At 71.1% G+C, this 16,478-nt stretch carries 20 protein-coding genes and 3 tRNA genes; 13 read left to right on the top strand and 10 right to left on the bottom strand.

Annotated elements, in window-relative coordinates:
• Window positions 1-109: 109 nt before the first annotated feature.
• Window positions 110-856, bottom strand: a complete 747-nt coding sequence (locus tag ACTWQC_RS30675) for a TetR/AcrR family transcriptional regulator (RefSeq protein WP_443319098.1) — start codon at window positions 854-856, stop codon at window positions 110-112.
• Window positions 857-1,008: 152 nt separating this feature from the next.
• On the opposite strand from ACTWQC_RS30675, the gene ACTWQC_RS30670 reads away from it, so the two are divergent.
• Window positions 1,009-1,986 (top strand): NAD(P)-dependent alcohol dehydrogenase, encoded by a 978-nt coding sequence (locus ACTWQC_RS30670; protein WP_443319097.1) that lies wholly within the window; start codon window positions 1,009-1,011, stop codon window positions 1,984-1,986.
• A gap of 222 nt (window positions 1,987-2,208) precedes the next feature.
• Entirely contained in the window at window positions 2,209-2,583 is a 375-nt protein-coding gene (locus ACTWQC_RS30665; RefSeq protein WP_443319096.1) for an RNA-binding S4 domain-containing protein, read from the top strand.
• 63 nt (window positions 2,584-2,646) lie between these two features.
• Here ACTWQC_RS30665 and ACTWQC_RS30660 read toward each other — a convergent pair whose 3' ends face one another.
• From ACTWQC_RS30660 to ACTWQC_RS30635, 6 genes are all read right to left on the bottom strand, one after another.
• Entirely contained in the window at window positions 2,647-3,429 is a 783-nt protein-coding gene (locus tag ACTWQC_RS30660; protein WP_443319095.1) for an alpha/beta fold hydrolase, read from the bottom strand.
• Window positions 3,430-3,506: 77 nt separating this feature from the next.
• Window positions 3,507-3,815: a hypothetical protein gene (locus tag ACTWQC_RS30655; protein ID WP_443319094.1), complete on the bottom strand. Its 309-nt coding sequence runs from the start codon at window positions 3,813-3,815 to the stop codon at window positions 3,507-3,509.
• A 107-nt stretch (window positions 3,816-3,922) separates the two neighbouring features.
• Window positions 3,923-4,174 (bottom strand): hypothetical protein, encoded by a 252-nt coding sequence (locus ACTWQC_RS30650; protein WP_443319093.1) that lies wholly within the window; start codon window positions 4,172-4,174, stop codon window positions 3,923-3,925.
• A 62-nt stretch (window positions 4,175-4,236) separates the two neighbouring features.
• Window positions 4,237-4,464 carry a hypothetical protein gene (locus ACTWQC_RS30645; protein WP_443319092.1) on the bottom strand — a complete coding sequence of 76 codons (228 nt, stop codon included), beginning with the start codon at window positions 4,462-4,464 and terminating at the stop codon, window positions 4,237-4,239.
• A 173-nt stretch (window positions 4,465-4,637) separates the two neighbouring features.
• Window positions 4,638-5,300, bottom strand: a complete 663-nt coding sequence (locus ACTWQC_RS30640; RefSeq protein WP_443319091.1) for an NAD(P)H-binding protein — start codon at window positions 5,298-5,300, stop codon at window positions 4,638-4,640.
• A gap of 159 nt (window positions 5,301-5,459) precedes the next feature.
• Complete coding sequence (locus ACTWQC_RS30635) at window positions 5,460-6,818, bottom strand: hydrolase (protein WP_443319090.1); 1,359 nt, start codon at window positions 6,816-6,818, stop codon at window positions 5,460-5,462.
• Window positions 6,819-7,044: 226 nt separating this feature from the next.
• Between ACTWQC_RS30635 and ACTWQC_RS30630 the strand changes: the two genes are divergently transcribed.
• The 8 genes from ACTWQC_RS30630 to ACTWQC_RS30595 all read left to right on the top strand — a co-directional run bounded on the left by ACTWQC_RS30630 (window position 7,045) and on the right by ACTWQC_RS30595 (window position 11,931).
• Window positions 7,045-7,117: transfer RNA gene (locus tag ACTWQC_RS30630), tRNA-Thr, on the top strand.
• 47 nt (window positions 7,118-7,164) lie between these two features.
• A tRNA-Met gene (locus ACTWQC_RS30625) sits at window positions 7,165-7,237 on the top strand.
• An 84-nt stretch (window positions 7,238-7,321) separates the two neighbouring features.
• Window positions 7,322-7,486 carry a 50S ribosomal protein L33 gene (rpmG, locus tag ACTWQC_RS30620; RefSeq protein WP_255952984.1) on the top strand — a complete coding sequence of 55 codons (165 nt, stop codon included), beginning with the start codon at window positions 7,322-7,324 and terminating at the stop codon, window positions 7,484-7,486.
• A 151-nt stretch (window positions 7,487-7,637) separates the two neighbouring features.
• On the top strand, window positions 7,638-8,090 hold the full coding sequence (locus tag ACTWQC_RS30615) for an FAS1-like dehydratase domain-containing protein (RefSeq protein ID WP_443319089.1): 453 nt from the start codon (window positions 7,638-7,640) through the stop codon (window positions 8,088-8,090).
• 4 nt (window positions 8,091-8,094) lie between these two features.
• Entirely contained in the window at window positions 8,095-8,523 is a 429-nt protein-coding gene (locus tag ACTWQC_RS30610) for a MaoC family dehydratase (protein ID WP_443319088.1), read from the top strand.
• Window positions 8,524-8,647: 124 nt separating this feature from the next.
• Window positions 8,648-9,205: a TetR/AcrR family transcriptional regulator gene (locus tag ACTWQC_RS30605; RefSeq protein ID WP_443319087.1), complete on the top strand. Its 558-nt coding sequence runs from the start codon at window positions 8,648-8,650 to the stop codon at window positions 9,203-9,205.
• A gap of 77 nt (window positions 9,206-9,282) precedes the next feature.
• Window positions 9,283-10,764 (top strand): MFS transporter, encoded by a 1,482-nt coding sequence (locus ACTWQC_RS30600; protein WP_443319086.1) that lies wholly within the window; start codon window positions 9,283-9,285, stop codon window positions 10,762-10,764.
• A 111-nt stretch (window positions 10,765-10,875) separates the two neighbouring features.
• Window positions 10,876-11,931 carry a UDP-N-acetylmuramate dehydrogenase gene (locus tag ACTWQC_RS30595; RefSeq protein WP_443319085.1) on the top strand — a complete coding sequence of 352 codons (1,056 nt, stop codon included), beginning with the start codon at window positions 10,876-10,878 and terminating at the stop codon, window positions 11,929-11,931.
• Window positions 11,932-12,032: 101 nt separating this feature from the next.
• Here the strand turns inward: ACTWQC_RS30595 and ACTWQC_RS30590 are convergent, their stop codons facing one another.
• Window positions 12,033-12,668: an NAD(P)-dependent oxidoreductase gene (locus tag ACTWQC_RS30590; protein ID WP_443319084.1), complete on the bottom strand. Its 636-nt coding sequence runs from the start codon at window positions 12,666-12,668 to the stop codon at window positions 12,033-12,035.
• Between the two features lie 90 nt (window positions 12,669-12,758).
• Here ACTWQC_RS30590 and ACTWQC_RS30585 point away from each other — a divergent pair, with 90 nt between their 5' ends.
• Window positions 12,759-13,364: a TetR/AcrR family transcriptional regulator gene (locus ACTWQC_RS30585; RefSeq protein WP_443319083.1), complete on the top strand. Its 606-nt coding sequence runs from the start codon at window positions 12,759-12,761 to the stop codon at window positions 13,362-13,364.
• Between the two features lie 65 nt (window positions 13,365-13,429).
• Here ACTWQC_RS30585 and ACTWQC_RS30580 read toward each other — a convergent pair whose 3' ends face one another.
• Together ACTWQC_RS30580 and ACTWQC_RS30575 are read right to left on the bottom strand one after the other, a co-directional pair.
• A complete protein-coding gene (locus tag ACTWQC_RS30580; protein WP_443319082.1) occupies window positions 13,430-14,467 on the bottom strand; it encodes an adenosine deaminase in 1,038 nt (345 codons plus the stop codon).
• 108 nt (window positions 14,468-14,575) lie between these two features.
• Window positions 14,576-15,811 (bottom strand): pyridoxal phosphate-dependent aminotransferase, encoded by a 1,236-nt coding sequence (locus ACTWQC_RS30575; protein WP_443319081.1) that lies wholly within the window; start codon window positions 15,809-15,811, stop codon window positions 14,576-14,578.
• A gap of 190 nt (window positions 15,812-16,001) precedes the next feature.
• Here ACTWQC_RS30575 and ACTWQC_RS30570 point away from each other — a divergent pair.
• Together ACTWQC_RS30570 and secE are read left to right on the top strand one after the other, a co-directional pair.
• Window positions 16,002-16,074, top strand: a tRNA-Trp gene (locus tag ACTWQC_RS30570).
• Between the two features lie 109 nt (window positions 16,075-16,183).
• Window positions 16,184-16,474 (top strand): preprotein translocase subunit SecE, encoded by a 291-nt coding sequence (gene secE, locus ACTWQC_RS30565; RefSeq protein WP_443319080.1) that lies wholly within the window; start codon window positions 16,184-16,186, stop codon window positions 16,472-16,474.
• The last annotated feature ends 4 nt before the right edge of the window (window positions 16,475-16,478 follow it).

Raw genomic sequence — 16,478 nt, 5'->3', positions numbered from 1 at the left:
TCTCAATCAGCAGCCAGGGCGCCCCGGAGAGCTGGGCGGCCACTCCCACCGAGCCACGTCCGACAAGGCGTTGTCAGCCACACCCGGCCCTCCCGGGCCGCCCAACAACTTACGGAGATGTTGTGCTGCCCCGTCCAGTCCGGCAGCCGGTCCTGTCGGTCCTGTCGGTCCTGCCGGGCCTGGCGGCGGTGACGGAGGTCCTCTCGAGCCCATCGAGGATCAGATCGAGTCCGAATTCGAACTCGTTGCCGTAGTCGTAGTCGGGCCGGAGCACGTGCTCGGTCGTCAGCTCTGCCAGGTGGGGGTACTGGTCAGCGGGGAACTGCGCCAGCATGGCCTGCGCCAGCTCCGTGGTCTCATCGGGGGTGTCGAACGGCAGGCCGCGCTCCTGGAGGGCGAAACCGTAGATGTAGCTGTCGAGGACCGAGTACGCGTGCGCGGTCGACTCGACGGAGAAGCCGGCGTTCCGCAGGCATCCAATGACGGCATCGTGGTGCCGCAGCGTCGCCGGACCGGGCGAGGTCCGCGACTCCATCAGACCGATCGCCCACCGGTGGCGGGACAGGACTCGGCGAACCGAGACCGCCCGCTGACGCATCGCCGCCTTCCAGCCGTCCTCGCCGGACGGCAGATCGATCTCGCTGAACATCATGTCGATCATGCCGTCAAGGAGGTCGTCCTTGTTGGCCACGTGGGTGTACAGCGACATTGCCTCGACCCCGACCGCCTCGCCGAGCTTGCGCATGCTGAGCGCCTCGAGCCCGTGCTCGTCGGCGTAGGCGACAGCGGCGTGCAGCACCCGTTCCCGGCTGAGCGGGGTTCGGGGTGCTCGAGCGCGGGGGGTCCGCGGGGTCATCTGCGTCCTCCTATCGTCGGCCCTTGACATCCTTACGCCGTAAGGATAAGCCTTACGACGTAAGGTTTCAAACGAATCCGGAGGCTTGCCATGCACCACAAGCAGCTCGACAACCCGACAAAGCCGACCGCCGTGACCACCGGCGGGAGATCATGAAGTCGATCGTCCAGGACCGGTACGGCCCTGCGCCCGAGGACGTCCTCCGGCTTGCGGAGATCGACAAGCCCACGATCCAGCGCGACGAAGTCCTGGTGCGAGTGCACGCAGCCAGCGTGGACCGGGGCACCTGGCACGTGATGGCCGGCCTGCCTTATCCCATCCGACTCGCGGGGTTCGGCCTCCGTCGGCCGAAGAGCCCCAACCCGGGCCGCAGCCTCGCGGGAACGGTCGAAGCCGTCGGCGCCGGCGTGACCGGCTTCAAGCCGGGTGACGAGGTGTTCGGCATCAGCAGCGGCTCGTTCGCCGAGTACGCGCGCGTCCGGACGGACAAGCTCGCACCGAAGCCGGCGAACCTCTCCTTCGGCCAGGCGGCTGCCGTTCCCATCTCCGGGCCCACCGCCCTCCAAGCCGTTCGGGACCATGGACGAGTCCAGGCCGGCCAGAAGGTGCTGATCGTCGGTGCGTCGGGAGGCGTGGGCACCTTCGCCGTGCAGATCGCCAAGGCATACGGAGGCGAGGTCACCGGCGTGTGCAGTACGGCGAAGGCCGACGCGGTCCGAGCCATCGGCGCCGACCACGTCATCGACTACACCCGAGAGGACTTCGCTGACGGGCAGCAGCGCTACGACGTCATGCTCGACATCGGAGGCAACCGCCGGCTGTCACATCTCCGCCGCGCTCTCACACCCGCAGGACGGCTCGTCATCGTCGGAGGCGAGACCGATGGCCCATGGCTCGGCGGCATTGACCGTCAACTCCGGGCGCATCTGCTGTCTCCGTTCGTCGGCCAGAAGCTGGGCACCTTCGTCGCGTCGGAGAACGCCGAAGACCTGCTGACGCTCCGCGAACTCATCGAGTCTGGCAAGATCGCACCCGCCGTCGACCGGACGTACCCGCTCAGCGAGGTCGCCGCGGCCATCCGCTACATGTTGGACGGGCAGACTCGCGGCAAGCTCGTGATCACGATCTAGCTTCGATCCACGAAGGGCTGCGCCTCAGCCGTTCCGCGGCTCATGATCTGGTGAAGCTGCCATGCGCGCCCCCGCGTGGGGTGTTCCCCCTCAAACGAGGATCTTGAGCGCACCACGCACAACGGACACCCCGGTCACCACAGCACCCTGACGAAACGGCCCCTGGTCCGCGGAAACGCGGTCAGGGGCCGTTCGGCGTCCGCGAAGTCCTAGAGTCGTGGCATGGCTTCAGAGGAGGGGACCGTACGAGTCGACAGCTGGATCTGGTCCGTGCGGCTCACGAAGACCCGTTCGCTGGCCGCCTCGGCCTGCCGCGCCGGGCACGTTCGCGTCAACGGCGAACGCGTCAAGCCCGCCCACGCGGTGCGGTCCGGGGACGAGGTGCGGCTGCGCCATGCCGGGCGCGAGCGGATCGTCGTCGTGTCGCGCGTCGTACGGAAGCGGGTCGGGGCCGCCGTCGCCGCCGAGTGCTTCGTCGACAACAGCCCGCCGCCACCGCCGCGCGAGGAGATCGCGGAGGTCCCGAGGCGCGACCGCGGCGCCGGGCGGCCGACGAAGCGGGACCGGCGGGATATGGAGCGGCTGCGCGGCCGCTGAGCTCTCGCGGAACCGGGGGACGGCTGGACCGATTTCCGCCAGGCCACCGCGACCGCGTGCGCTTCAGAGGCCGTTGATCGCGAGGAACCGTTCGATCATCGCGTTGACCTGCTCGGGCACTTCGAGCTGGATGAAGTGCCCGGCCCCGACGGTCCGGCCGATGGCGATGCCGGGGGATTCGGCGCGCAGCTCGGGCTCGGCGTCCGCGGGGTCGACCGACAGGAGCGGAACCTCGGTCCGGGCCAGCGCGCTCGCGCCGTGGAACCGCTCCATCGCCCGCAGCTCCGCCGCGGCGATCTCCGCGGGCAGCGCGGCCATCTGCGCGATGATCTCGTCCCGGCGGACCGAGTCGGTGGGCAGGAAGAGCCCGGACGCGAAGGCGGTGCGCCATGAACCGTCCTCGTCGGCGGCTATAGCTGGGAACGACTGCGCCAAGGCCGCCTTCCCCTCCGGGTCGAGGACCGGCGCGGAGGCGAGCATCGCCGCTGCCCGCACCGCGCCCCTCCGGGCAGCGCACGCCAGCGAGACCAGCCCGCCCAAGCTGTGCCCGACCACGACCGGCCGGTCGAATCCGGCGGCCCGGGCGACCGCGAGCGCGTCGTCGGCGAACCCGGAGATGTCGTCGTAGACGCCCGCGCCCGGCTCGGGCCGGTCGCTGTCGCCGTGTCCGCGCAGATCGAGAGCAGCGACAGCGTGATGCGCCGCGAAGTGCGTCAACTGCGGTGCGAAAGAGGTCCGGTCACAGCACCAGCCGTGAATGAACAGCATCGCCGGCTCCCCGCGCCCTGCCGAGTCGTAGGCCAGCCGGACACCACCGGCCGTATCGGCGTCGGCGAACTCGGTCATGGTGAGCCTCCAACCGCCCCCTCACTTCAGTCTGGCCCGCGAGCGGAGAGCACGGCGAGCCGGCGACCGAGGCGCGGCTACGGCTCAGGCGCGCCCGATGCCTCGGGCGCGGCGTCCTCCGGCGGATCGTGGACGTGCTTCAGCGCCATTCGGCCCGTGACACGCGCCGGGCCCTCGAGGGAGTCCCAGAAGACGTGGGTACTCACGAATACCGCGAGCTCCAGGTCCCGGTCCAGGAGCTCCCTGACCTTCCGCCGGTCCTCGTCGCTCCAGCCGTCGGTGTACCGCGGCAGTCGCCCGTAGAGCGCGGTGAGCTCGTGCCGCACCTTGTGCAGCTCCTGCTGTGCTTCCAGCAGGTCGTCGGGGAAGTCGTATGTGTCCGCCACGAGACTTAATAGTACGCACGTTCGAATGTCTTGGGTGGGAGCGGCGCAGCGCGGAAGGGGGCGCGAAGATCCGGCCGTCGACTGCCGGTGCTCCGCCCTCACCGGCCTCAGAGGTGGTGCTGGCCCGTCCTCGTGATGTGGGTGATCTCGCCCGTGCCGCCCAGCTTCGGGGGCTCGACCACGATGTAGTCGAGGCGTTCCAGGGAGCGGACGGCCTCGGTGACGGTGTCCTCGGACAGGCCGGTCGCCCGTACGAGATCGCTCGTGTGCGGCTGGCGGGGCGGCTTGGTGTCCAGGAACTCGTCGATCGCGCGGAGGACCGTGCGCTCGTCCTGGGTGATCGGGGCCTCTCGGGGCATCCCGGGTCCCGTTGGCTCTGCCGGTCCTGCCGGTCCTGCCGGTCCTGCCGGCTCTGTGGGCTTCATGGCTGGTCCTGTTCGTCGGGCCAGTCGGCGGGGCCGCCGCCCCGCCATTCGATGAGGTCCGGATCGTCCAGCCGCACGGCGTTCTCGTCCAGCCCGGCCACGCGCAGGAACTCCAACACATCGCTCGGCGAGCGCGCTTTGCCGACCGGCTCGCCGCGGATCGTCACGCGGCGGGCGCCCTCGGCCCACGGATGTACGACCACGGGCGGCTGCTCTCCGTCCATGCTCCCTAGCGTGCTGCGGCCCCCGGCCGGACGCATCCCGGCCGGGCGCCGCGCCGGAGCGTGATACGGAAGGCCCGCCCCGTACGAAACCCGCCCCGTACGAAACCCGCCCCCTATGAAAACCGCGTCGTACGCACCGTACGAACCCCCGCGGCGCGTCCGCCCCCGCGCCTTCAGCCCGTCGACGCCGCCTTCACCGCTTCCTCCACCGGCACCGTGCCGGAGATCAGCTCCAGCGTGCGCCCCGCCGTGCCCGGCTCGCGAAGGAGCGCGGCGAGGACCGCCGCCACGTCGTCGCGCGGCACCGCGCCCCGCCCCGTCTGCTCGGCGAGGTTCACCAGACCCGTACCCGGCTCGTCGGTGAGCCTGCCGGGCCGAAGGATCGTCCAGTCGAGCCCCTTCCGGGCCCGTACGTCGTCGTCGGCGGCGCCCTTGGCCCGCAGGTAGGCCGCGAACACCGGATCGGTGCCCGCGGGCGGCTCGCCGTCGACCCCCATGGAGGACACGACGAGGTAGCGCCGCACGCGGGTGCGCTCCGCCGCGTCCGCGAAGAGCACCGCCGCGGCCCGGTCCACCGTGTCCTTGCGCGCGGCTCCGCTGCCCGGCCCCGCACCCGCTGCGAAGACCGCCGCGTCCGCGCCCTGCAGATGGGCCGCGACTTCCTCGACCGACGCCGACTCGAGATCGCAGAGTACGGGCTCGGCGCCCGCCGCCCGCAGGTCGTCCGCGTATGCGTGATTGCGGATCAGGCCCGCCGCCTCGTCCCCGCGCGCGGCGAGCAGCCGCTCCAGCCGCAGCGCGATCTGACCATGTCCACCAGCGATGACAATGCGCATGGTTCCGACCGTACGCCGTGATCCCCGGGCCGCACCTCCGGAACCCGGCTCCACGTACGAGGTGTTGACCGGTCGCCGCGCCCGCACCGCACCTCGGGTCAGGTCCGCTCCATTCCCTCGGTGACGAGTCCTCCGGCCGGGATGTGCGCGGTCCCGCTCTTAGGACTCGCCCTGCGCCTGTCGCGGCAGGTCCAGGGCCGCGACCGCCGCCGAGTCGCAGTACTCGCGCACCGCGCTGGTTCGCGCCACCACCCGCCCCCGGTGCACCACGACGCGGCTGTACGCCAGCGACAGCACCCCCGTGAGCCCCTCCCCACGTACGGCGAGCAACTCCGCGGGGAACCCGGCCTCCACCCGTACCTCCGGCAGCCCCATCGCCCCGCGCGCGTGCCCGCTCACCGCGCCGTACGCCGCCTCAGGCCGCACTCCGCCCTGCGCCGTGAGCAGGTACGCCGCCTCCAGCGGGTCGCCGCGCCCCACCGGGTTCGCCCTGTCGCGCATCGCCCCGCTGCCGGCCGCGACCCGTACGCCCGCCGCCTGCAGCAGCCGTACGGGAGGCGCGCAGGCCCCGGGAGCGGCGGCGCATGCTCCTGCGAAGCGGTCCTCCCGGGACCGTTCCGGCCCTTCCTCCTCCGCCCGCGGCCCATCCGCCCCCGCCCCCGCCCGTTCCATGGCCCCGCAGCCTCCCTGCGGCAGGCAGACGACCGTGATCCCGGCCACCGCGAGCTGGTCCGCCGCCCGTCCCGCCACATCCCGCGGCAGCCGCGCGAGCCCCGCGCACGGCCCGAGCGAGACGCCGGGGCGCAGCCCGCCCGCCATCGCCGCGAGCCGCGCGAGCCTGGCCGGATCGTCGCCCTCCGTGTGCAGGTCGACGGCGCAGCCGTGCTCCGCCGCGACCTCCAGGACCGTCTGCGCGAAGCCGGTCGGATCGGGGTCGAGATCGGGGCAGCCGCCCACAACTCTCGCGCCCATCTTCACCGCGTCCCTGAGCATGGCGAGCCCGTCCGCCCCGGCGGCACCGGTGAGCACCCGCGGCACCGCGACCACTGACAGCTCCGTCAGCCCGCGCAGTGCGCGCCGCGCCTGCAGTACGGCCCCCAGTGAGCTCAGCCCCCGCGCCCCGCCGATCCGGATGTGCGTGCGCAGGGCGGTCGCCCCGTGCCCGAGTTGCAGCAGCGCCGCCTCGGTGGTGCGCCGTTGGACATCCTCGGGGGCGTACGAGACGGGGCCCGCGGCGTCGGCGGTGAGCGCGGTGTCGCTGTGCGCGTGCGGCTCGGCGGGTGCCGGCAGCAGCAGATAGCCGCTGAGGTCCACCCTGGACCCGGCTCCCGGCCTGCCCGCGCCGCGGGCGAGGCTGCCCGCCGTGCCGACGGCCTCGATACGCCCGCCGCTGAGCCGTACGTCCACGGTGCGTCCGTCGGTGAGCCGCGCGCCGCACAGCACCAGCCCGCCGGGGTCGGGGGCCGCGCCCTCGCGCTTCGGGGGTTGCTGCGGGTGCTGCGGGTGGCTTCCTGGCATCGCGCTCCCTGACCGGGTCCGGTGGACCATGACCGTGTCCGGTGGCCCCTGGCCGGGGCCCTGCGCCGCCAAGATCACACAGCGCGGGACGAGCCTATGGCGAGGCCGGTACGGCATCGAGGAGGAGCCGAATAGTCGTACTGGTGTGGTGGCCTGGCCACCTGGGGAGGAGGTACCGATACGGATTTCACGTTCGGCGGCCGAGCGTGTAATGTCTTCACCGCTCGCCCCAATAGCTCAGTCGGCAGAGCGTCTCCATGGTAAGGAGAAGGTCTACGGTTCGATTCCGTATTGGGGCTCTGGTGATCAGTCCTCCCGCCGGTCGGCGGGGAGTCTGCTCATCCCAAGCGGCGTAGCTCAGTCGGTAGAGCAAGCGGCTCATAATCGCTGTGTCACCGGTTCAAGTCCGGTCGCCGCTACACCGCGTAGCCGATTGTGGGATCGGTCCTTCAATCGGCTACTCTTTCCTGCGTTCATCCATCCGTTCGTCAAGGAGCACTCACGTGGCTGCCACCGACGTCCGCCCGAAGATCACGCTGGCCTGCGTTGAGTGCAAGGAGCGGAACTACATCACCAAGAAGAACCGGCGCAACAACCCGGACCGTCTTGAGATGAAGAAGTACTGCCCGCGCTGCAACTCGCACACGGCGCACCGCGAGACGCGGTAATTCAGGCTGACACGCGAGGCCGTCCCCAGCCGGGGGCGGCCTCGCGTCGTTGATCGACCCAGCAGTAAACCGGTGATCGACCCGGCGTCGAGCCGGCGTCGACCGGTCACCCCGATCATCGACTGAGCAACGACCCAGGAGGTAGCGAGCCATGCCGCTCGATCAGTCCTTCGTCGGACGGTCCTACCCGCCCACCCCGCCGTACGAGGTCGGCCGCGAGAAGATCCGTGAATTCGCCGAGGCGATCGGTGACCCGAATCCCGTCTACACCGACGCGGACGCGGCCAAGGAGTTCGGCCACCCGGATGTGATCGCTCCGCCGACCTTCGTCTTCGCGATCTCCTTCAAGGCGGCGGAACAGGTCGTCCATGACCCGGCGCTGGGCCTCGACTACAGCCGTGTCGTCCATGGCGACCAGAAATTCGTCTACTCGCGGCCGGTCCGCGCAGGCGACCGGCTCCACGTCACCTCGACGATCGAGTCCATCAAGTCCCTTGCGGGGAACGACATCCTCGACGTCCGCGGCGACGTCCACGACGACAGCGGGGAGCACGTGGTGACGGCGCTCACGAAGCTGGTGGCGCGCGCCGCCGAGGAGGGCTGAGGCGATGGCGGCGAAGATTTCGTACGACGAGGTCGAAGTCGGCACCGAGCTGCCGGCCCAGACCTTCCCGGTGCTGCGCGACACCCTCGTCCGGTACGCGGGCGCATCCGGCGACTTCAACCCGATCCACTGGAACGAGAAGTTCGCCAAGGAGGTGGGCCTCCCGGACGTCATCGCGCACGGCATGTTCACCATGGCCGAGGCGATCCGGGTGGTGACCGACTGGGTCGGCGACCCGGGGGCGGTCGCCGAGTACGGCGTGCGGTTCACCAAGCCCGTCGTGGTCCCGAACGACGACCGGGGCGCGACCATCGAGGTCAGCGCCAAGGTCGCGGCCAAGCTGGAGAACCGTACGGTACGAGTCGACCTCACGGCCGTCAGCGCGGGCCAGAAGGTGCTGGGCATGTCCCGCGCCCTCGTCCACCTCGCCTGAGCGGCGCGCGTACGAGCCTCCGCGCCTCGTGAGTTTCCGAGCGCCCGCGGCCCGGTGCCCACACTCTGCGCCGGGCCTGGCGCCGCCCTTTGCTTTATTAGTGATTGGCCACTAACTTACCCACATGGCCAAGGGAAGTATCCGGATGAGCGCCGAGGAGCGGCGCGAGAGCGTCGTCCGCGCGGCGATCACCGAGTTCGCCCGGGGCGGTTACAACGGCACATCGACCGAGGCCATCGCGCGCCGCGTGGGCGTCTCGCAGCCGTACCTTTTTCGTCTCTTCCCCAACAAGCAGGCCATCTTCCTCGCTGCTGCCGGCCGCTGCCTGGAGGACACCCGCCGGGCCTTCGGCGAGGCAATGGCGGAGTCGCCGGACATGCCGCCCCTCGACGCGATGGCGGCGGCGTACAAGAAGCTCGTACGTGACCGTGACAAGCTGCTCATGCAGATGCAGATGTACGTCGCGGTCGCGTCGGCCGAGGCGGCCGGTGACCACGAGTTCGGCGCGGCGATCCGCGACGAGTGGTCCGAGCTGTGGGACCAGGCGCACTTGGCGCTCGGCGCGGAGGCCGTCGAGACCACCAGGTTCATGGCTTGGGGAATGCTGATCAACGTCCTCGTGTCGCTCGGGTTTCCCGCCGAGCACCGGGTGTGGTCCGGGTTCGGCGCGTTCCCCGACTGAAGCATGCTGTCCGGGCGTCGCGCTTTTCCGCGCCCGCAAAAGTTATTGAGTGATAACTAATATGAGCAGGAGGGGAGATGCAGCAGCGAACAACCCGCCGCACCGCGGTCTGGGCCCTCGTCATCACCAGCATGTCCGGCTTCATGGCCAGCCTGGACAACCTCGTCGTCACCACCGCCCTGCCCTCCATCAGGGAAGACCTCGGCGGCGGCCTCGAGGACCTCGAGTGGACGGTGAACGCCTACACCCTCACGTTCGCCGTGCTCCTTCTCTTCGGCGCCGCCCTCGGCGACCGGTTCGGCCGCCGCCGCCTCTTCTGCGCGGGGCTCGCCGTCTTCACCGGCGCCTCCGCCGCGGCCGCCCTGGCGCCCGGCATCGACGGTCTTGTCGCGGCCCGCGCAGCCCAGGGCATCGGCGCCGCGGTGGTCATGCCGCTCACCCTGACCCTGCTCACCGCCGCCGTGCCCGCCGAGCGGCGCGGCATGGCGTACGGCATCTGGGGCGCGGTCAACGGCCTCGCGGTTGCCGCGGGACCGCTCGTCGGCGGCGCGGTCACCGAACACCTCTCCTGGCAGTGGATCTTCTGGCTCAACGTTCCCGTCGGCATCGCGCTGCTCCCGCTGGCCCGCCTCCGCCTGACCGAGAGCCACGGCCCGGACAACCGCCTCGACCTGCCGGGCACGGCCCTCGCCAGCGCAGGCCTGTTCGGGATCGTCTACGCGCTGATCCGCGGCAACGCCGACGGCTGGACCGACCCCCGGATCCTGACGGGCCTCACGGTCGGTGCGGTCCTCATGGTGGCCTTCGTCGCGTACGAGCTGCGCACCCCGTGGCCCATGCTGCCGATGAGCCTCTTCCGCAGCCGTGCGTTCAGCGCGATCAACGCGGCGAGCCTGCTGATGTTCCTCGGCATGTTCGGGTCGATCTTCCTGCTCAGCCAGTTCCTGCAGGGAGTGGGCGGCTACAGCCCCATGGAGGCGGGTATCCGGATGCTGCCCTGGACGGCGATGTCGCTGGTCGTCACCCCGGTCGCGGGCGCGCTTTCCGACCGCATCGGCGGCCGGCCGATCATCGTGGCGGGCCTGGCCCTCGAGGCGCTCGGCCTCGCGCTCTTCGCGCTGGTCATCACGCCCGGCGTCTCGTACGGGGCGCAGCTGCCCGCGCTCGTGGTCAGCGGTATCGGCATGGCGCTGTACTTCGCGCCCACCGCCAATGTGGTGATGGCCAGCGTCCGGACCCGGGAGCAGGGCGTCGCCTCCGGCGCGAACAACGCTATGCGCGAGGTCGGGGGAGCGCTGGGGATCGCGATCCTTTCTGCGGTCTTCTCGGCGCAGGGTGGTTACGCGTCGCCCCGCGACTTCGTTGACGGCCTGAACCCGGCCCTGTGGACCGGCGCTGCGGCAGTGGCCGTCGCCGCGCTGGTGGCGCTGCTGGTTCCCGGGCGGCATAGGGCTCCGCGGGCCACGGGACCTGACGATCAGCCCAGGCTGCCGCTGAGCCGCCGGGTGTCCGGGCATGAGGCAGCCGCAGGGGCCGGGCGCCGGGACGTAAGGACGTAAGGGACAGTGGGCGTGCGGACGTAAGGGGCGGCGGGTGTGCGGTGGTAGGGGGCCGGGTGTGCGGTGGTAAGGGGCGGGGAGCATGGGCGCCCGCCCCTTACGCTTGTGCGCGTGCAGGAACTCCACGATGCCCCTCTCGGCCCGCTGACCACCTTCCGGCTGGGCGGCCCCGCCACCCGCCTGGTCACCGCCACCACGGACGACGAGGTCGTCTCGGCCGTCCGCGAGGCCGATGCGGCCGGCACCCCGCTCCTGATCATCGCCGGCGGCAGCAACCTCGTCATCGGCGACAAGGGCTTCGACGGCACGGCCCTGCGCATCGCCACCACCGGCTTCGCCCTCTCAGGCACCCGCCTCGAGCTCGCGGCGGGCGAGAACTGGTCCGAGGCCGTCGCGCGCACCGTCGAGGCGGGCCTCGCCGGGATCGAGTGCCTCGCCGGAATCCCCGGCTCCGCGGGCGCGACGCCGATCCAGAACGTCGGCGCGTACGGCCAGGAGGTCTCCTCGGTCATCACCGAGGTCGTCGCCTACGACCGCCGCAGCGGCGAGACGGTCACGATCCCGAACGCGGAGTGCGCCTTCTCGTACCGCCACAGCCGCTTCAAGGCCGACCCCGGCCGGTACGTCGTCCTGCGCGTCCGCTTCCAACTCGAGGACGCCGGCGGCCAGTCCGCCCCGGTGAAGTACGCCGAGCTCGCCCGCACTCTGGGCGCCGCGCCCGGCGACCGCGTGCCCGCCGCGGCCGCGCGTGAGGCGGTCCTCAAGCTCCGCGCGGGCAAGGGCATGGTGCTGGACCCCGAGGACCACGACACCTGGTCCGCGGGCTCCTTCTTCACCAACCCCATCCTCAGCGCCGCCGAGCACGAGGCGTTCCTGGCCCGCGTGGCCGAGCGCCTCGGCCCGGGCGCGGCGCCCCCGGCCTACCCCGCGGGCGACGGCCTGACCAAGACCTCCGCCGCCTGGCTGATCGACAAGGCCGGCTTCACCAAGGGCTACGGCACGGGCCCGGCCCGCATCTCCACCAAGCACACCCTGGCCCTCACCAACCGCGGCAGCGCGACGACCGAGGATCTCCTCGCCCTCGCCCGCGAGGTCCGCGACGGCGTCCACGCGGCTTTCGGCGTCACCCTTGTCAACGAGCCGGTGACGGTCGGCGTCAGTCTCTAGGGACCGGATCCTCCGGGCCGTTCGTAAGCGTCCTTGCCGCGACCCCCGTACGCGACCAGTACCCGTCTCCGCATGCGGCCGGAGAGCGACCCCGTACGTGACTAGTACGCGACCCCCACCGCCTGCTTCACGGTCGCGGGATCCTCGGCCATCGCCAGCATCGCGTGTGCCACATCCGCGCGCCCGATGCTCCCGCCGCGCGGCGGATTCGCGTTCAGCGCGGTCCGGTACGCCCCGGTGAGCGCTCTGTTAGTCAGCTTGGGCGGCCGTACGGAAGTCCAGTCCGTGGCGCTGCGCCGCATCTCGTCCTCCATCGCCCGCAGGTCGTCGTACACGCTGCGCAGCAGCCGCGAGATCAGCGGGAAGAGCACCCGGCGCTGCAGGAAGGAGTCGCCGTCCGGCACGGGACCGAGCGGCGCCGCGCTCACCGCGAGGAAGCGGCGCACCCCCTCGGCTTCCATGGCCCGCAGGATGCTGCGGGTGCCGGACTCGGCGATGCCGACCTTCCTGGGGCTGCGCGGGCCGAGGCCCGAGAACACCGCGTCCCGCCCCGCGAGCGCCGGCCGCAGCGCCTCCGCGTCCCCGAGCCCGGCCGTCACGACCTGCAGTTCAGCGCCGGTCACCGTGAGCCGGGCCGGGTCGCGCACCACGGCCGTGACGCGGTGGCCCGCGTCCAGGGCCTGCCGGACGATCTCCTGCCCGATGCCCCCGGTCGCTCCGAACACCGTGAGATCCATTGCGTGTCCGCTCCCTCGGTGGGTAAGTATTCACTCACCGCTAGGGTGAGTGGACACTCACCCCTTCGTCAAGGCCTGATGGAGCAACCGATGCCAGCGCCGCCCCCCACCCGGGTCCGCATCCTCGACGCCGCCCATGACCTCATGCTCACCATCGGCCTCGCCCGCGCCACCACCAAGGAGATCGCGAAGGCGGCCGGATGCTCCGAAGCCGCCCTCTACAAGCACTTCGCGAGCAAGGAGGACCTCTTCGTCCACGTCCTCGAAGAGCGGCTCCCCAGGCTCGGCTCGCTGCTCGCCGAGCTCCAGCACACCCCTGCGACGGACAGCGTCGAGGAGAACCTCACCGAAATCGTCCGCAGGGCTACCCTCTTCTACGAGTCGAGCGTGCCCATCGCCGCCTCCCTCTTCGCCGAGCCCGCCCTGCTGCGCCGCCACCGCGAGGGGCTGCGCAGGCTCGGCGGGGACGCGGGCCCGCACCGCCCCCTCGACGCCCTCGCCGCCTATCTGCGCGCCGAACGCGACGCAGGCCGCATCCGCCAGGACGCCGACACCGACGCGGCCGCCGCCCTGCTGCTCGGCGCCTGCTACCAGCGCGGCTTCTTGAAGGGGTTCACGGGGGACGACGCCGCCGTCCCGCCGCTCGACGCGTTCGCCCCCTCCGTGGCCCGCACGGTCCTGAACGGAATCGCCTAGGCCGAGCCGACCCGCCCTCAGTCCGACCCACCCTCAGTCCGGACCGCGCTCAGTCCCTCCCGCCCTCAGCCGGCCAGCCAGTCGTCGATCCCGGCCAGCAGCTTCCCCTCCACGTCCTCCGGCGCCGCCGAGCCCCGCACCGACTGGCGCGCCAGCTCCGCGAGTTCAGCGTCCGTGAAGCCGTGGTGCGCGCGGGCCAGCTCGTACTGGTCCGCGAGGCGGGAGCCGAAGAGCAGCGGGTCGTCCGCGCCCAGCGCCATCGGGACCCCCGCGTCGAAGAGCGTCCGCAGCGGTACGTCCTCCGGCTTCTCGTAGACGCCGAGCGCCACGTTCGAGGACGGACAGACCTCGCAGGTCACCCCGCGCTCGGCCAGCTTGCGCAGCAGCCGCGGGTCCTCCGCGGCCCGCACGCCGTGCCCGATCCGCCCCGCGTCCAGGTCGTCGAGGCAGTCCCGGACGCTGCCGGGCCCGGACAGCTCACCGCCGTGCGGGGCCGCGAGCAGCCCGCCGTCCCTGGCGATCGCGAAGGCCCGGTCGAAGTCGCGCGCGAAACCGCGGCGTTCGTCGTTGGAGAGGCCGAAGCCGACGACGCCCCGGTCCGCGTACCGGACCGCGAGCCGCGCCAGGGTCCGCGCGTCCAGCGGGTGCTTCGTACGGTTCGCCGCCACGAGCACCCGCATCCCCAGGCCCGTCTCCCGGGACGCCGTCTCCACCGCGTCGAGGATGATCTCCATGGCCGGGATCAGCCCGCCGAGCCGGGGTGCGTACGAGGTGGGGTCGACCTGGATCTCCAGCCAGCCCGACCCGTCCCGTACGTCCTCCTCGGCCGCCTCGAGGACCAGCCGCTGGATGTCCTCCGCGGACCGTAGACAGGACCGCGCGATGTCGTAGAGCCGCTGGAAGCGGAACCAGCCGCGCTCGTCGGTCGCCCGCAGCCTGGGAGGCTCGCCGCCGCTCAGCGCGTCGGGCAGATGGACGCCGTACTTCTCGGCGAGCTCCAGCAGCGTGCCGGACCGCATCGACCCGGTGAAGTGCAGATGCAGATGGGCCTTGGGCAGGAGACGGACGGATCGAGCGCTTTCCATTGGAAGATCCTGCCGCATGGATCCGGCGTATCGGTAGGGGATTCCCTGAACGAGCCCGTGCCCGAAAACGAATGCGGGCCCCCCGGCCGAAGCCGGAGGCCCGCTACTTCACGAATTCGAGAAGACCTACTTCGCTTCGCCCAGCAGCTTCTGCAGCCGCGAGACGCCCTCGACCAGGTCCTCGTCGCCCAGCGCGTACGACAGCCGCAGGTAGCCCGGCGTGCCGAAGGCCTCGCCCGGCACGACCGCGACCTCGGCCTCCTCGAGGATCACCTCGGCGAGCTCCACGCTCGACTGCGGCCGCTTACCGCGGATCTCCTTGCCGAGCAGCCCCTTCACCGAGGGGTACGCGTAAAAGGCGCCCTCCGGCTCCGGGCACACCACGCCGTCGATCTCGTTCAGCATCCGCACGATGGTGCGGCGGCGGCGGTCGAAGGCCGTCTTCATCTCCTCGACGGCGTCGAGGTCACCGGAGACCGCGGCGATGGCGGCGACCTGGGCGACGTTCGACACATTCGAGGTGGCGTGGGACTGCAGGTTGGTCGCGGCCTTGACCACGTCCTTCGGGCCGATGAACCAGCCCACGCGCCAGCCGGTCATCGCGTACGTCTTGGCCACGCCGTTGACGACGATGCACTTGTCGCGCAGCTCCGGAACGAGCGCGGGCAGCGAGGAGAACTCGGCGTCGCCGTAGACCAGGTGCTCGTAGATCTCGTCGGTGAGCACCCACAGGCCGTGCTCGGCGGCCCAGCGGCCGATCTCCTCGACCTGCTCGCGCGCGTACACGGCACCGGTCGGGTTGGACGGCGACACGAACAGCACGACCTTCGTGCGCTCCGTGCGCGCGGCCTCCAGCTGCTCCACGCTCACGCGGTAGCCGGTCGTCTCGTCGGCGACGACCTCCACGGGCACGCCGCCGGCCAGCCGGATCGACTCGGGGTACGTGGTCCAGTACGGGGCCGGGACGATGACCTCGTCGCCCGGGTCCAGGATTGCGGCGAAGGCTTCGTAGATCGCCTGCTTGCCGCCGTTGGTCACCAGGATCTGCGGCGCCTCGACCTCGTAGCCGGAGTCGCGCAGTGTCTTGGCGGCGATGGCGGCCTTGAGCTCGGGGAGACCGCCGGCAGGCGTGTAGCGGTGGTACTTCGGGTTGCGGCAGGCCTCCACGGCGGCCTCGACGATGTAGCCGGGCGTCGGGAAGTCGGGCTCGCCCGCGCCGAAGCCGATCACGGGACGCCCGGCGGCCTTGAGGGCCTTGGCCTTGGCGTCCACGGCCAGGGTCGCGGACTCGGAGATCGCGCCGATACGGGCCGATACCCGTCGGTCGGTAGCGGACGTTGCGGGTGGAGTAGCAGCGGTCATGACTGCATCGTCGCAGACCCTGCCGCCGAGGGGCACTCAGGTATCCACAGGTATCCCGGGACCTCGCAGGTACGTGTTCGACGCCCGGCCGCGGACCACGTACACTCATGCGTCGTTGGCCTTCACCGGCCGCTCCGCCCTGCGCACTCCGTGCACCCGGGCGGATGCGGTACGTTGGGGGAAACAACAAAGGGTCGTAGCTCAATTGGTAGAGCACTGGTCTCCAAAACCAGCGGTTGGGGGTTCAAGTCCCTCCGGCCCTGCTCCGCACATTCTTCGTCAGGAATGTGCGTGCAGGTACGTACTGATTGCACCGCCGTGCGGCTCCACCGGGCGCGGCACGGCCACGACCCGGGATTCAGGTGAGGACGAGTGACGGCAGCCCCTGGCTCCACCGCGACGCCTGAAAGCGGTCGTCCCGAGGACGAGATCGCGACCAAGAAGGGCCGTCGCGGCGGCAAGCGCGGCAAGAAGGGTCCCCTGGGCCGACTTGCGCTCTTCTACCGACAGATCGTCGCGGAGCTTCGCAAGGTCGTCTGGCCGACCCGCAGCCAGCTGTCGACCTACACCACTGTGGTGATTGTCTTCGTTGTCATCATGATCGGTCTTGTGACCGTGATTGACTGGGGATTCTCCGAGGCCGTCAAGTACGTCTTCGGCTGATCCC

It is taken from the genome of Streptomyces sp. 8N616 (genome assembly GCF_052246385.1).
In the GTDB taxonomy this organism is placed as follows: Bacteria; Actinomycetota; Actinomycetes; order Streptomycetales; family Streptomycetaceae; genus Streptomyces.
Note: the sequence above shows the minus strand (reverse complement) of the source record. Positions and strands in the feature narration are given on the sequence as shown.

What these genes read in the sequence shown, in the direction of transcription:
- ACTWQC_RS30675 (WP_443319098.1), bottom strand. Translation starts at nt 856, where the DNA reads ATGACCCCGCGGACCCCCCGCGCTCGAGCACCCCGAACCCCGCTCAGC.
- ACTWQC_RS30670 (WP_443319097.1), top strand. Translation starts at nt 1,009, where the DNA reads ATGAAGTCGATCGTCCAGGACCGGTACGGCCCTGCGCCCGAGGACGTC.
- ACTWQC_RS30665 (WP_443319096.1), top strand. Translation starts at nt 2,209, where the DNA reads ATGGCTTCAGAGGAGGGGACCGTACGAGTCGACAGCTGGATCTGGTCC.
- ACTWQC_RS30660 (WP_443319095.1), bottom strand. Translation starts at nt 3,429, where the DNA reads ATGACCGAGTTCGCCGACGCCGATACGGCCGGTGGTGTCCGGCTGGCC.
- ACTWQC_RS30650 (WP_443319093.1), bottom strand. Translation starts at nt 4,174, where the DNA reads ATGCCCCGAGAGGCCCCGATCACCCAGGACGAGCGCACGGTCCTCCGC.
- ACTWQC_RS30645 (WP_443319092.1), bottom strand. Translation starts at nt 4,464, where the DNA reads ATGGACGGAGAGCAGCCGCCCGTGGTCGTACATCCGTGGGCCGAGGGC.
- ACTWQC_RS30640 (WP_443319091.1), bottom strand. Translation starts at nt 5,300, where the DNA reads ATGCGCATTGTCATCGCTGGTGGACATGGTCAGATCGCGCTGCGGCTG.
- ACTWQC_RS30635 (WP_443319090.1), bottom strand. Translation starts at nt 6,818, where the DNA reads ATGCCAGGAAGCCACCCGCAGCACCCGCAGCAACCCCCGAAGCGCGAG.
- ACTWQC_RS30615 (WP_443319089.1), top strand. Translation starts at nt 7,638, where the DNA reads ATGCCGCTCGATCAGTCCTTCGTCGGACGGTCCTACCCGCCCACCCCG.
- ACTWQC_RS30610 (WP_443319088.1), top strand. Translation starts at nt 8,095, where the DNA reads ATGGCGGCGAAGATTTCGTACGACGAGGTCGAAGTCGGCACCGAGCTG.
- ACTWQC_RS30605 (WP_443319087.1), top strand. Translation starts at nt 8,648, where the DNA reads ATGGCCAAGGGAAGTATCCGGATGAGCGCCGAGGAGCGGCGCGAGAGC.
- ACTWQC_RS30600 (WP_443319086.1), top strand. Translation starts at nt 9,283, where the DNA reads ATGCAGCAGCGAACAACCCGCCGCACCGCGGTCTGGGCCCTCGTCATC.
- ACTWQC_RS30590 (WP_443319084.1), bottom strand. Translation starts at nt 12,668, where the DNA reads ATGGATCTCACGGTGTTCGGAGCGACCGGGGGCATCGGGCAGGAGATC.
- ACTWQC_RS30585 (WP_443319083.1), top strand. Translation starts at nt 12,759, where the DNA reads ATGCCAGCGCCGCCCCCCACCCGGGTCCGCATCCTCGACGCCGCCCAT.
- ACTWQC_RS30580 (WP_443319082.1), bottom strand. Translation starts at nt 14,467, where the DNA reads ATGCGGCAGGATCTTCCAATGGAAAGCGCTCGATCCGTCCGTCTCCTG.
- ACTWQC_RS30575 (WP_443319081.1), bottom strand. Translation starts at nt 15,811, where the DNA reads ATGACCGCTGCTACTCCACCCGCAACGTCCGCTACCGACCGACGGGTA.